Origin of the sequence: Sphingobium sp. LSP13-1-1.1 (genome assembly GCF_040676415.1) — a bacterium.
GTDB lineage: Bacteria > Pseudomonadota > Alphaproteobacteria > Sphingomonadales > Sphingomonadaceae > Sphingobium.
This window is the reverse complement of the sequence record NZ_JBEGHU010000023.1, coordinates 280062-292591: the sequence shown is the minus strand read 5'-3', so window position 1 is coordinate 292591 and position 12530 is coordinate 280062. Positions and strand designations below refer to the sequence as shown.

Annotated in this window: 13 protein-coding genes; 7 read left to right on the top strand and 6 right to left on the bottom strand. The window is 63.9% G+C overall.

Features of this window, described 5'->3' with window-relative positions; genetic code table 11:
• Positions 1 to 94: 94 nt before the first annotated feature.
• The gene (locus tag MRBLSP13_RS13405; RefSeq protein ID WP_363754968.1) at positions 95 to 2173 is read right to left on the bottom strand and encodes a transglycosylase domain-containing protein; all 2079 of its coding nucleotides are present in this window, start codon (positions 2171 to 2173) and stop codon (positions 95 to 97) included.
• A 109-nt stretch (positions 2174 to 2282) separates the two neighbouring features.
• On the opposite strand from MRBLSP13_RS13405, the gene MRBLSP13_RS13400 reads away from it, so the two are divergent.
• Positions 2283 to 2477: a hypothetical protein gene (locus tag MRBLSP13_RS13400; RefSeq protein WP_363734546.1), complete on the top strand. Its 195-nt coding sequence runs from the start codon at positions 2283 to 2285 to the stop codon at positions 2475 to 2477.
• 75 nt (positions 2478 to 2552) lie between these two features.
• Here the strand turns inward: MRBLSP13_RS13400 and MRBLSP13_RS13395 are convergent, their stop codons facing one another.
• Entirely contained in the window at positions 2553 to 3848 is a 1296-nt protein-coding gene (locus MRBLSP13_RS13395; RefSeq protein WP_363734547.1) for an MFS transporter, read from the bottom strand.
• A gap of 157 nt (positions 3849 to 4005) precedes the next feature.
• Between MRBLSP13_RS13395 and pgsA the strand changes: the two genes are divergently transcribed.
• From pgsA to MRBLSP13_RS13380, 3 genes are read left to right on the top strand one after another with little or no spacing between them, the layout of a single operon-like run.
• Positions 4006 to 4569: a CDP-diacylglycerol--glycerol-3-phosphate 3-phosphatidyltransferase gene (pgsA, locus tag MRBLSP13_RS13390; RefSeq protein WP_133652261.1), complete on the top strand. Its 564-nt coding sequence runs from the start codon at positions 4006 to 4008 to the stop codon at positions 4567 to 4569.
• 3 nt (positions 4570 to 4572) lie between these two features.
• On the top strand, positions 4573 to 4833 hold the full coding sequence (locus MRBLSP13_RS13385; protein ID WP_363754966.1) for a MoaD/ThiS family protein: 261 nt from the start codon (positions 4573 to 4575) through the stop codon (positions 4831 to 4833).
• Positions 4830 to 5270 carry a molybdenum cofactor biosynthesis protein MoaE gene (locus tag MRBLSP13_RS13380; RefSeq protein ID WP_363734549.1) on the top strand — a complete coding sequence of 147 codons (441 nt, stop codon included), beginning with the start codon at positions 4830 to 4832 and terminating at the stop codon, positions 5268 to 5270. Before MRBLSP13_RS13385 ends, MRBLSP13_RS13380 begins: the two co-directional genes overlap by 4 nt.
• Before the next feature lie 84 nt (positions 5271 to 5354).
• Here the strand turns inward: MRBLSP13_RS13380 and MRBLSP13_RS13375 are convergent, their stop codons facing one another.
• Positions 5355 to 6281, bottom strand: coding sequence for a hydrogen peroxide-inducible genes activator (locus MRBLSP13_RS13375; RefSeq protein ID WP_133652258.1), 927 nt, complete (start codon positions 6279 to 6281; stop codon positions 5355 to 5357).
• Between the two features lie 39 nt (positions 6282 to 6320).
• Positions 6321 to 7094, bottom strand: coding sequence for a sulfite exporter TauE/SafE family protein (locus MRBLSP13_RS13370; protein WP_363734550.1), 774 nt, complete (start codon positions 7092 to 7094; stop codon positions 6321 to 6323).
• 160 nt (positions 7095 to 7254) lie between these two features.
• On the opposite strand from MRBLSP13_RS13370, the gene epsC reads away from it, so the two are divergent.
• The 3 genes from epsC to MRBLSP13_RS13355 all read left to right on the top strand — a co-directional run bounded on the left by epsC (position 7255) and on the right by MRBLSP13_RS13355 (position 9479).
• Positions 7255 to 7965 carry a serine O-acetyltransferase EpsC gene (gene epsC, locus MRBLSP13_RS13365; protein ID WP_363734551.1) on the top strand — a complete coding sequence of 237 codons (711 nt, stop codon included), beginning with the start codon at positions 7255 to 7257 and terminating at the stop codon, positions 7963 to 7965.
• A complete protein-coding gene (locus MRBLSP13_RS13360; RefSeq protein ID WP_363734552.1) occupies positions 7965 to 8324 on the top strand; it encodes a DUF2794 domain-containing protein in 360 nt (119 codons plus the stop codon). Before epsC ends, MRBLSP13_RS13360 begins: the two co-directional genes overlap by 1 nt.
• Before the next feature lie 225 nt (positions 8325 to 8549).
• The gene (locus MRBLSP13_RS13355) at positions 8550 to 9479 is read left to right on the top strand and encodes an NAD(P)H-dependent flavin oxidoreductase (RefSeq protein ID WP_363754964.1); all 930 of its coding nucleotides are present in this window, start codon (positions 8550 to 8552) and stop codon (positions 9477 to 9479) included.
• A 71-nt stretch (positions 9480 to 9550) separates the two neighbouring features.
• Here MRBLSP13_RS13355 and MRBLSP13_RS13350 read toward each other — a convergent pair whose 3' ends face one another.
• A complete protein-coding gene (locus MRBLSP13_RS13350; protein ID WP_363734554.1) occupies positions 9551 to 10423 on the bottom strand; it encodes an alpha/beta fold hydrolase in 873 nt (290 codons plus the stop codon).
• A gap of 137 nt (positions 10424 to 10560) precedes the next feature.
• Positions 10561 to 12516 (bottom strand): hybrid sensor histidine kinase/response regulator, encoded by a 1956-nt coding sequence (locus tag MRBLSP13_RS13345; RefSeq protein WP_363754962.1) that lies wholly within the window; start codon positions 12514 to 12516, stop codon positions 10561 to 10563.
• Positions 12517 to 12530 lie beyond the last annotated feature (14 nt).

Genomic DNA, 12530 nt, shown 5'->3' with positions numbered 1-12530 from the left:
CCGGAGAAAGGGCGGATGGGGCCGCGAATGGCGCGGACGGTGAAAATAGTGTCGCGCGCCGGCGCAGGCAGAAGCGCATCATCGCCCGCCGCCATCAAGGTTGTTGATCGGCGGCGGCGGGCGCGGTCGGAACGATGATGCGCGGCGGGGGCGTGCTCGGCTGCGGTCCGGGAGTTGTCGGCTGCGGCCCTTGCGGCTGGTCGATCGGAAGGCGGATCTGGCCGTTCCCGACATTCACCGTCACCCCCTGCGTGTCCAGGCCCACGCTCATATTGCCCAGCCCCGCCTCCGTAGCGACATTGGCGATGGCGTTGACCAGGTCGCTGTCCTTGCTTTCCTCCGGCGCATCCTCGACCGGCTCGTTGATCGCTCCCGCCATGAAGTTGCGCCAGATGCGGGCCGGCACGCCGCCTCCCGCCGCGCCGCCGGGCAGGGGGCTGTTATCGTCATTGCCGATCCACACCGCCGTCACCAGCCCGCCTGCATAGCCGACGAAGATCGCATCGCGGCTGTCCTGGGTCGTGCCGGTCTTGCCGAAAGTGCTGGTGCGAAGGGCGGCCGCGCTGCCGGTGCCGCGATTGGCGGCGGAAGACAGGAGGTCGCGGATCATTTCCAGCTGGTCGTCGCTGAAATGCTTCTGGCGGCTCAGCAGCCGGTCGAACCAGCCCTGTTCTTCCGGAGGCAGGCCATGGGCCGGCACCGGATATGCGCCCGCCGCCACCGCCGCATAGGCTTCCGTCAATTCGACGAGCGGTATTTCCGACGTGCCGAGCGCCAGGCTCAGATCCTCCGTCAAGGGAGCGGTCACGCCCAGATCGCGCGCCACTTTGATGACATTGTCGACGCCCACCTTCTGCGTCAGCCTGACCGCCGCGACATTGCTCGATGCGGCGAAGGCCTGCCGCAATGTGATGCGCCCGCGATATTTGCCGCCATGATTGGCCGGGCGATAGCTGCCCGTGGTGATTGGCGTGTCCTCGATGAAGTCATCGGGCGTCATGCCGGCGCGGAAGGCGGCCAGATAAACGAACAGCTTGAAGGTCGAACCCGGCTGCCTCCTGGCCTGAACGGCGCGGTTGAAGGCGCTTTCGCCATAGTTCCTGCCGCCGACCATCGCCACCACGCTGCCGTCCGGCTTCATCGCCACCAACGCGGCCTGCGCCTTGCCCAGCGGCGCGCGGCGGATCGCGGCCTCCGCCAGCCTCTGTATGCGCCAGTCCAGCGTAGTCGTCACATTCTGCGCACCATAGACCGCGCCGGCCCGGTCCCGCGCCTGCGGCAGCACCCAGTCCGCGAAATAGGTACCGCTGGTCGGATCGGGCGCATCTTGCACATTGAGCCGCGCCGGGGGCAGGGCGTCGCGTTCCGCCTTGCTGATATAGCCCGCCTCGACCATGGCCTGCGTCACCAGGGCGGCACGATCGCGCGCGCCCTTCAGGTTGGTGGTCGGGGCAAGCCGGGACGGCGCCTTCAGCAATCCCGCCAGCATCGCGGCCTGGGGGATCGTCAACCGTTCCGGCTGGCGGTTGAAATAGTGCAGCGATGCCGCGCGCAGGCCATAGACATTGTCCCCGAAATAGACGTTGGACAGGTATCGCTCCAATATCTGGTCCTTGGTCAGCCATGCCTCCAGCCAGAAGGCGATCAGCGCTTCGCGCGCCTTGCGTCCGAAGGTGCGGTCGCTGGAAAGGAACACCCCCTTGGCAAGCTGCTGCGTGATCGTGCTGCCGCCCTGGGAGGAACCGCTGGACCAGAGATTGTGCCAGGCCGCGCGCGCTATGCCGCGAGGGTCGACGCCCCAATGGTTATAGAATCGTCGGTCCTCGATCGCCATGAAGGCCTGCGGCACATGCTTGGGCAGGGCAGCGATGGTAACCGGCTTGTCGATGATCGCGCCGCGCCGCGCAATCAGATGGCTGTCCGCCGACATCAGGCTGATGCTGGGCGGCGCGATCGGCTTGAGCGATCGCGACATGGGCGCGGTGACCGCAAGCCAGGCGACAAGGATCATCAGCAGCGCCAGCAGCGCCGCGACGACCCACCCGGCTATCTGCACCCGGCGCTTCCACGGCCGGGGCGGCGCGAAGGCGCTGGGCGGGCCGACGCCGAAGGCGCGCTCTGGCAGGGCATCCGGGTCGGGAGTCGTCAGGGGGTCGTTCATTGCTTCGGCCATGCTGTGTTATTTGCTTGATACGGTCAAGCATGTCCCGTGGCGGGACAGGCATGGATTAACCGTAAACAGCGGTCTTTCCGATGGTAAAGAATCCGTTAACCTGCTGCCCATGAGAAGAACTCTGGTCCTGACGAGCGAGTCGACCCGCCACCCGTTCCGCCAACGGTTGCCGCGCCATGTGCTGCGCCCAGCCGTTGCAGAGGCGAGCCGCGATCGCGCGCCGCCGTCCGACGACAATGACTGGAAGCTGTTCATGCTGAGCTTCGGCGCCTTCTTCACGGCTTTCTACAGCTTCATTTTCTAGTTTTTCGGCGACCTGCCACCGGGAAGAGCGTCCGCGCTTCCGCCCGAAGGCAGGAGATTCGCCGGTATCGCCGTCTCAATCGCACGCCTTGTGCAATGTCCATGCGATCCACGCGCAGGGCAGGCACAGCGCCGCCACCAGCAGCAATTGGTTCACCACCGACAGGCCGGCGATGCTGAGGCTGATCGTCAGCAGCGACCCCAGCACCATCGCCCCTGAATTGACGATGTTGTTGGCCGCGACGGTCCGTGCCGCCTCGCACTTCTCGACGGTCGTGGTGAGGAAGGCGTAGAGCGGCACCACGAACATCCCGCCGAACGTCGCCACGCAAAGCAGGCAGAGCGACAAGGGGATCGCCAGCGGATGATGGAGGAAACCGGACAGGCTGAGCATCCTGCCGTCCGACCCGGCCATCCATAGGTCGCATATGATGTGGAAGGCGATGATGCTGATGCCCATGCCGATGACGGACGCAGGCGCATATCGGGCCGAGACATGGCCGCTCAGCAAGCGATTGATCGCCACCGATCCAATGGCGATGCCGATCGAAAAAATGCCCAGGAACAGGCTGGCCACCGATTTGTCGGCGCTCAGCACATTCTTGACCAGCGGCGGAAACTGGATGAACAGCACGGTGCCTACCGCCCAGAAGAAGCTGATAGCCATGATGGCGAGATAGAGCCGCCGGATGTGCATCGTTCCCCGCACCAGCGTGATCGAGGATCGGATGATGTGGAAGTCGATCGGCTGCCGCTCCAGCAGGGATGGTGCCGCGGGCACGTTGCGCCCTGTCAGCCAGCCGATAATGGCCGTCAGGATGATGCAGGCCGCTGCCGCCTGCACCGGGATGATCCCTGCCAATATCGTCCCGGCAAGGATGGCGATGTAAGTTCCGGCCTCGACCAGTCCGGTTCCGCCCAGCACTTCCTCGTCATGCAGATGCTGGGGAAGGATCGCATATTTGATCGGGCCGAAGAAGGTCGAATGCACCCCCATGGCGAACAGCGCGAGCAGAAGGAGAGGGATGGCGAGCAGATGCACGGCCACCCCGCTCCAGATGAGCGCCAGCCCGACCGCGCCGACCGTCATGATGACGATTTCGGCCGCCTTGACGATGCGGATGATCGCGGCCTTGTCGCGTTGGTCGGCAAGCTGGCCGGACAGGGCGGACATCAGGAAGAAGGGGAGGATGAACACGCCGGTCGCCAGCGCGCTGAACCAGGTTTCCGACTTCTCGTCATTGTAGACGGAATAGACGACGAACAGCACCATCGCATTCTTGAACAGGTTGTCGTTGAACGCGCCGAGGAGCTGAGTGATGAAAAGCGGCAGAAAACGTCGCTTGTTGAGGAGCCTTAGAGAGGCTTGCATGGGCGAGGGGGTCTTCTTCGCTGTGGATGAGCGTGGCGGGGTCTAGCGACAGAAGACGGGTAAGCACAAGCCCTCCGCGCCGAATGTCGACGCCCAATCATCCCGCCATGTTGCACGCCTGCTTGTGCGGCGGCCCCGACTGTGGCAGTTCGCCGCCATGCTGACGCTGCCCAATCTGCTGACGCTTTCGCGCATATTGACGGTGCCGCTGCTGGTCGCGCTGCTGTGGCCGGCGGAGGTCGGTGCGCGCTGGACGACCGGCTACATGCTGGCCTTCGCGCTTTACTGCCTGATGGGGATTACCGATTATTTCGACGGCTATCTGGCAAGGGCGCAGGGCGCCGTATCGAAACTGGGCATTTTTCTTGATCCCATAGCGGACAAGATCATGGTCGGCGCGGTGATCCTGATGCTGGCCGCCACCCGCGATATTTCCGGCATCCATATCGCTGCGGCGATGATCATCCTGCTGCGGGAGATCGCGGTGTCGGGCCTGCGCGAGTTTCTTGCCGGACTCCAGGTTTCCGTGCCGGTGTCGCGCCTCGCCAAATGGAAGACGACCTGCCAGCTCATCGCGCTGGGTGCCCTGATTCTAGCCGGCGCAGTGCCGCAATTCCCCTTTGTTCAACTGGTCGGCATCGCCACGCTCTGGGCGGCGGCGATCTTGACCCTCGTTACGGGTTGGGACTATCTGCGCGTCGGCATCAAGCATATGGATTGAACCGTGTCCGACCTGACGCTCGTCTATTTCGCCTGGGTTCGTGAGGCCATTGGCCGCGATGAGGAACAGGTCGAACGGCCTGCCGCCGATGTCACCATCGGTGCGCTCATCGCTACGCTGGCCACGCGGGGGGCAGGCTATGCCGAAGCCTTTGCCCGTCCGGAAAAGCTGCGCGCGGCGCTGGACCAGCATTTCGTGCCGCTGGACAGCGTGATTGGCGAAGCAGAGGAACTGGCCATCTTCCCCCCGGTAACGGGCGGATGAGCCGCATCTCCATCCAGCTTGGCGATTTCGATCCCGGCGCGGAACTCGCCGCGCTGGAGGCTTTTGGTGGTGGCGGCGTGGCCAGCTTCACCGGCATCGTCCGGGGGGATGGCGATCTGGTCGCGCTCGAACTTGAACATTATCCTGCGATGACGACGGTGCAGGTCGAACGCATCGTGGCGGAGGCATGCGAGCGCTGGCCTTTGCTTGGCGTGCGAGTGATCCACCGTTTCGGACGGCTGGTTCCGGGCGAGAGGATCGTGTTCGTGGGCACGGCATCCCGTCACCGAACAGCGGCGCTGGAGGCTTGCGCCTTCCTCATCGACTGGCTGAAATCCCGTGCGCCCTTCTGGAAGAAGGAACATTTTGCCGAGCGCACCGCCTGGGTGGATGCCCGCGCCGAGGATGATGAGAAGGCGGAGAGCTGGCAGCGTTGAGCCTGTCATGCACCTGTCTTGTTTTCCGCTATTTCTCGACCAGCGATCGGTTCCGATCCCCTGGAAGTCGCTCCGGGATCCGTCCTAGGCAGCCGCGCTGATCTCCTGCAGGTCCGCTGCGTCGCGCAGCAGTTCCGCCAACAGCCGAAACTCCTTGTCGCGCGGGCTGTTCTTCCGCCAAACCAGCGCGATGTCCCGATGCGCGCGTTCCGAACGAAGCGGGCGAGCGGTAATCTGCGTGTGGTTGAGCAAACCGCTGGCTATCGCCATTTCGGGCATGATGGTCATCCCCAGACCGTTGTCGACCATCTGGACCAGCGTATGCAGGGACGTTCCCATCATCATCGCGCTCGCGCGAATTTCCGGCCGGTTGCACGCCGCCAACGCATGGTCCTTCAGGCAGTGCCCGTCCTCCAGCAGCAACAGCTTGGTCTCGTCGATCATCTCGGGTGAGATCCATTCGGGCGGATCGCGCGGGTCGTCGCGGGGAAAGGCGACATAAAGCCGGTCCTGGAACAGAAATTCGCTGTCCAGTTCCCCAGTCGGAAAGGGCAGGGCGAGCAGCACGCAATCCACATTGCCGTGCCGCAGGGACTCGATGGCCGCCTGCGTCGTTTCCTCGCGCAGATAGAGTTTCAGTTCCGGTCGCTCGCCACGCAGCCGGGGTAGCAGCCGGGGGAGCAGGAAGGGGGCGATGGTGGGAATGACGCTCATCCGCAGTTCGCCCGTCAACGGCTTGCCCGACGCCTCGGCGATGGCGGCCAGTTCTTCGGCCTCGCGTAGCACCCGATGCGCCTTTTCAACGATACGATCGCCCAGAGCGGTGAAGCGGACGACCCGCCGCGTCCGCTCGACCAGCGTGATGCCGATCAGCGATTCCAGCTCGCGAATACCGGCGGACAGCGTCGACTGGGTGACGAAGCAGCTATCCGCGGCCTTGCCGAAATGGCCATGCTCCTTCAGCGCGACAAGATATTGAAGCTGCTTGAGGGTGGGCATGTAACTGGACATTGATCGCTTTCCTCGATTGGAAAGCCCAATATAATTAACTCAACCAATATATCCAAGCCATTTGGCCACGCCGAACAGCGATGTGAGGGTCAGGATCGATCCCACGGCGATGAAGAGGGTTCTGGGCGCGACATGCCGGGCCAGCATCGCGCCGAAAGGTGCGGCGATCACGCCACCGATCAAAAGGCCGACCGTGTAGGTGGTGAAGGTTTCCCAGCCCAGATGCAGCAGGAAGGTCAGGCTGATGGCGGTCGTCAGGATGAATTCGACGCTGTTCACCGTGCCGATGGTATGGCGCGGGCTGGATCCCTGGATCAGCAGGTTCGACGTCACCACAGGCCCCCATCCGCCGCCGCCCGTGGCATCCATGAAGCCCCCGACCAGGCCGAGCGGTGCCACCCATTTGGGATTGCGCGCCTGGGGCGGATAATGGAAACCGCGCCATATCAGGTAGACGCCGATCGCCGTCAGATAGGCCTGCACAAAGGGTTTGATCACCGCCCCGTCCACATTGGACAGCAGATAGGCCCCGGCCACGCCCCCGACCACGCCCGGAATGATGAGGCGCGCGAACAGGCGCCAGTCGACATTTCTGTGAAGGATGTGGCTGATGGCCGACACGCCCGTCGTGAAGGTTTCGGCCGCATGGACGCTCGCCGACGCCCTGCTGGGCGGCACGCCCAGCGCCAGGAGGAGCGTGCTGGAAATGACGCCATAGGCCATGCCTAGGGCGCCGTCGATCATCTGGGCGCCGAAACCGATGAGAATGAAGGGCAGGACTTCGCCGAAACGGGCGATCAATATGTCGATCATTCACTGGTCCCTGTTACATTGTCTACCGCTTTGATTGGTATATCACGGGCCGCCAAGAAACTTTCTGTTTTATCGGACGAAGCCGAAATAGCCCACCATCTGGAAAATTCATCCTTTTGCGCTTATGTACCGCCTGGTCGGTTTTCATCAGGGGCGCTTCATGCTGCGCAATCTTATTGCCTATCTGGATTCGGTCAAAGCTCGCGATCCTGCTCCGCGTTCGCGCGCCGAAATTCTGCTCTATCCGGGTGTCTGGTCGCTGGCCTTTCATCGGGTCGCGCATCGGCTTTACCGGGCGCGGCTCTATTTCCTGGCCCGCGCGGTGAACCATTTTTCCCGGTTCCTGACCGGCAACGACATTCACCCCGGCGCCCGCATCGGCAAGCGCTTCTTCATCGATCATGGCTTCACCGTGATCGGGGAGACGGCCGAGATCGGAAATGACGTCACCCTCTACCAGAATGTGACATTGGGGGGGACGGACCCCGCCAATGGCATCGCCGGGAAGCGCCATCCGACGCTGGAAGACGGCGTGATCGTCGGTTCCGGTGCCCAGGTGCTGGGTCCGGTGCGCGTGGGCGCCCGCGCCCGCGTCGGCGCCAACGCCGTCGTGACCAAGGATGTGAAGGAGGGCGCGACCATGGTCGGCATTCCCGCGCGTCCCATGCTGGTCGACGTGACGGCCTATCAGCGGGAATTCCTGCCCTATGGCACGCCTTGCTCCGACTGCGTCGACCCGGACAAGCAGAAGCTGGAAATGCTCCAGCTTGAAATCGACCAGTTGCAGAAGCGCCTCGCCGACCTGCTGGCTGAACGGAGCAATGCGCCTGCGGATCATCTTGCCGAGCTCAGGGAGCGTGGCCGCGCCTGATGAGCAATGTGACGCCGTTTCCGTCGCAAGCGGCCCGGGGCGCGGCTGGCCCGGCCGGTCAGACCGGGTTCGATCGCCTCGAACTTCAGCGTATCATGGATCTTTACGGCCGCATGGTCGCAGCCGGGCATTGGCGCGATTACGCCATTGACATGGGGCGAGAGGCGGCGATCTTCTCCGCATTCCGCCGGTCCGCCGAGCGACCGGAATTCCGCATCGAAAAGCGGCCCTCGCTGCGTCATCGCCAGGGCATGTGGGCCTTGATCGGGGAGGCAGGCCATGTGTTGAAGCGCGGCGCCGAGCTTCAGGGCATACTCGCGCCCGTGGAACGCCGGCTGCTCAAGATCGTGGGGGATTGATCCGCTGCCTCGTGAAGGCGCGGATGGATCGTTCCCTATAAAAATGCGGCTTTTCCCTGGCCCGTCTCTCAGACCCCTTCATCTTTATCGAAACATGCGCATCGTTGACGCTACGGCGTTCGACGGCCATGCGCCCGCCGCCGCAAGGTCGCCAAATTCGATCTTTTGTCGCGCTGTGCGAGGTGATAGCGCGTTTCCGTAAATCATGAAGGAGGGGCCTGGCCCATGAGTTTGCCGGCATTTTTGGAGGGCCGTTTGTCCCTGCCGCTGATCGGCTCGCCGATGTTCATCATCTCGCAGCCGGCGCTCGTCATCGCCCAGTGCCGCGCCGGGATCGTGGGCGCCTTTCCTTCGCTCAACGCCCGTCCGTCGGGCGTGTTCGAACAATGGCTCCAGCAATTGGGGGAAGCCTTGACGGACAGGGACGCGCCCTTCGCGGTCAACCTGATCGTGCACAAGACCAACAGCCGGCTGGAGGAGGATCTCGCTCTCTGCGTCAAATATCGCGTGCCGATCGTGATCACTTCGCTGGGCGCGCGGGAGGATGTGAACGAGGCCGTACACAGCTACGGCGGCATCGTCCTTCATGACGTCATCAACAATGTCTTCGCGCGCAAGGCGATCGAAAAGGGCGCGGATGGCCTGATCGCCGTGGCTGCGGGGGCAGGCGGCCATGCCGGCACCCTCTCGCCCTTTGCGCTGGTCGAGGAAATCCGCGCCTGGTTCGACGGGCCGCTCGCTCTCTCAGGCGCGATCGCGACCGGCCGCTCGATCGCGGCGGCGCGGATGATGGGGGCGGACTTCGCCTATATGGGGTCATCCTTCATCGCGACCGAGGAAGCCAATGCTGAACTTGCCTACAAGCAGATGATCGTCGACAGCGGGTCGGCCGACATTGTCTATTCCGACTATTTCACTGGCGTGCTCGGCAATTATCTGCGCCCCAGCATCACCGCTGCCGGGCTGGACGCCGACAATCTGCCCAAGGCTTCGCAAATGGATTTTTCCAGCGCTTCAGGTGGCGCAAAGGCGTGGCGCGATGTCTGGGGCGCGGGCCAGGGGATTGGCGCAATCCGCGGAGTCCAGCCTGCCGCCGACTTCATCGCCCAGCTCCGGTCCGAATATCAGGCCGCCATCGCCGCCTTCAAAGCATAGCGGGGCCAGGCCCTTCGCAGGAAAAACTAGGCCCCAGGACGTCCCACCCAGCCTTCTGCCTTATGGCCGGATCAGAGGAAGTCCCGCAGTTCCGCGATGAAGCGGTCGAACTGGTCATGATGCAGCCAATGGCCGGCATCCGCGAATTCGACCAGCCGCGCATCCTGGAAATGCGCGGCGCGTCCGTCCTTCACCGGATTGGACGCCCAGCTATCCAGCCCCAGGCACAGGAGCGTGGGGCATGCGATCCGTTCCCAGAACTGCGGCAGGCTGATGTCGGACCAGGCCTGCGGCGCGGGGTCATGGAGATAGGGGTCGAATTTCCAGCGATAGCTGCCATCCTCGTTGCGATTGACGCCATGGATGGTGAGATGCATCGCCTGCTCGACCGACAGATGGTCGTTGCGTTCCCGCATGCGCGCGACCGCGGCCTCGATGGTCGGGTAATGCCGCCGCGTCTGGCGCGCGCGCCCTCGCCGCTTCTCGATCCACTGCAGCCACTGGTCCGGTTCGGCCTTTTGCGCCTGCTCCTCGATCCGGCCCGGCGACAGGCCCAGCCCTTCAATGGCGACGACCTTGGCGACCCTTTCCGGGAAAAGCCCGGCATAGCGGAGCGCGATCGAGCCGCCCAGCGAATGGCCGACCAATATCACCGGCTCCCGGCCCAGTTGCTCGATCAATTGCGCCAGATCGTAGACATAGTTCGCCGTCATATAGGAACCCTCGGCCGACCAGGCGCTGTCGCCATGGCCACGCAGGTCCGGTGCGATGACATGATAATCCTTCGCCAGCGCCCGCGCCGTCCAGTCCCAGCTGCGGGCGTGGTCGAACCCGCCATGCACCAGGATCAGCGTCGGGGCTGCACTGTTGCCCCAATCCAGATAGTGGAGGCGCATGCGCAGCGACGTGTAGAAATGGGAAGTCGGCGCGGCTTGCCTGTTCATGCGATCCTGCGGAAGAGGGTACGGGGGAGGGACGACGTTCATGTCTCTTTGGCGAACTTCCCGACGCATGCAAGGGGCTAGGGCAAGGAAATCCTTGCTTTACGCCTGTTTCGTCAAGCTTTGGTAAAGATCGCCGCCTACAGGTTGTCGGACGGCGGGGCCAACCGCACGAGCTTCTGGCCGCCCTGCGTCACCGCTGTCACGATGCGCGCCAGCTCCGCCTGCTTGAACGGTTTGTCCAGCCGGGGCCGTCGCGTCATGTTGGGCGGCAATTCGGCAAAGCCGGTGATGATCACCACGGGCAGGCCGGAGAATCGTTCGTCGATCTGATCGGCAAGCTGGGTTCCCGTCATGCCCGGCATGGCATAGTCGGTGATGACCAGGTCGACGCTGCCTTTTTCCAGCACGCGCAGCGCGTCCCGTCCCGACGTCGCCTGGAATACGGTATGCCCCAGTTCCTCCAGCATGCCGGCGGTGTTCGTCAGCACCAGGTCATCGTCGTCGACCGCGAGGATCACCAGCGGCTCGGCCAGCGCCAGCATGTCGGGTATGTCCGCGACATCCTCCCTGACCTCGTCGGCCGGCGCCCAGGGCAGCCACAGCGATACCGTGGTCCCCTTGCCCGGCTCGCTGGCGATGGTCAGCAAACCGCCGCATTGTTCGGCAAAGCCATGCACCATCGACAGGCCCAGGCCCGTGCCCTTGCCGACCCCCTTGGTCGTGAAAAACGGTTCGCGCGCGCGTTCCAGCGTGGCTGCGTCCATGCCCTCGCCTTCATCGATCACGGACAGGCGCACATAGCGACCATCCGCCAGGTCGGGGCGCTGCGCCTTCGACAGCGTAGCCTCCGCGCCCTCTATGATGATCCTCCCACCGTCCGGCATGGCGTCGCGGGCGTTGACCGCCAGGTTGAGCAGAGCCAGTTCCAGTTGCGCCGGATCGGCATGGGCGGCGCTCAGTTGCAGGGGAAAGCGGGTCTCTATGGCCACACCGTTGCCCAGGGTCGTCTTCAACAGGTCCGCCATGTCCCGGACCAGCGTCACGCAATCCACGCTTCGCAGCTTCAGTTCCTGCTTGCGCGCGAAGGCGAGCATGCGCTGCGTCAGCGTCGCGCCGCGCTCCGCCGCCGTCATCGCATTGTCGATATAGCGGGATATGTCCGCCCCGCTCGCCAGCCGCTGCCGCGCCAGGTCCAGACTGCCGACGATCACGGCCAGAAGATTGTTGAAATCATGGGCGACGCCGCCGGTCAGCTTGCCGATGGCATCCATCTTCTGCGCCTGGAACACCACTTCCCGCGCTTCTTCCAGCGCCAGTTGCGTCTCCCTTCGCTCGGTCAGGTCGCGCGTGATCTTGGCAAAGCCGATCAATTCACCCTGCGCGCTGCGGATCGTATCGATGATGACATGCGCCCAGAATCGGGATCCGTCCTTGCGGATGCGCCACCCCTCGGCCTCGAACCGGCCTTCGCGCGCCGCCGTATCCAGCGCTCTGGAGGGCAGCCCCGCCATGCGGTCCTCCTCCGAATAGAAGCGAGAGAAATTCTGACCCAATATCTCTTCGGTCTTGTATCCCTTGAAGCGTTCCGCGCCCGGATTCCAGCTCGTGATCGTCCCCACGGGGTCGAGCATGTAGATCGCATAGTCGGTGACGCCCTGCACCAGGACACGGAAGCGTTCCTCGCTGCGCCGCAATTCCTCCTCGGCGGCGCGGCGCTCCGTCAGGTCGCGGGTGACCTTGGCGAAGCCGATGAGCCGGCCGCCGGGTTCGCGGATGGGATCGATGACGACATGCGCCCAGAAACGCGATCCGTCCTTGCGCACGCGCCATCCCTCCGCCTCGAACCGCCCGGCATGTTCGGCAGTCTCCAGCGCCCGGGCGGGAAGTCCGGTCGCCTGATCCTCCGCCGTGTAGAAGCGGGAAAAATGCTGGCCGATGATCTCTTCGGCATCATAGCCCTTTAAACGCCGCGCGCCGGCGTTCCAACTCGCGACGATGCCGGTTTCCGACAGCATGTAGATGGCATAGTCGGTAACATTCTGGACCAGCAGCTCGAAGCGGTTTCCAGATCCTTCCGGCGCCGCCGTGTGCATTTGGGCATTCCCGT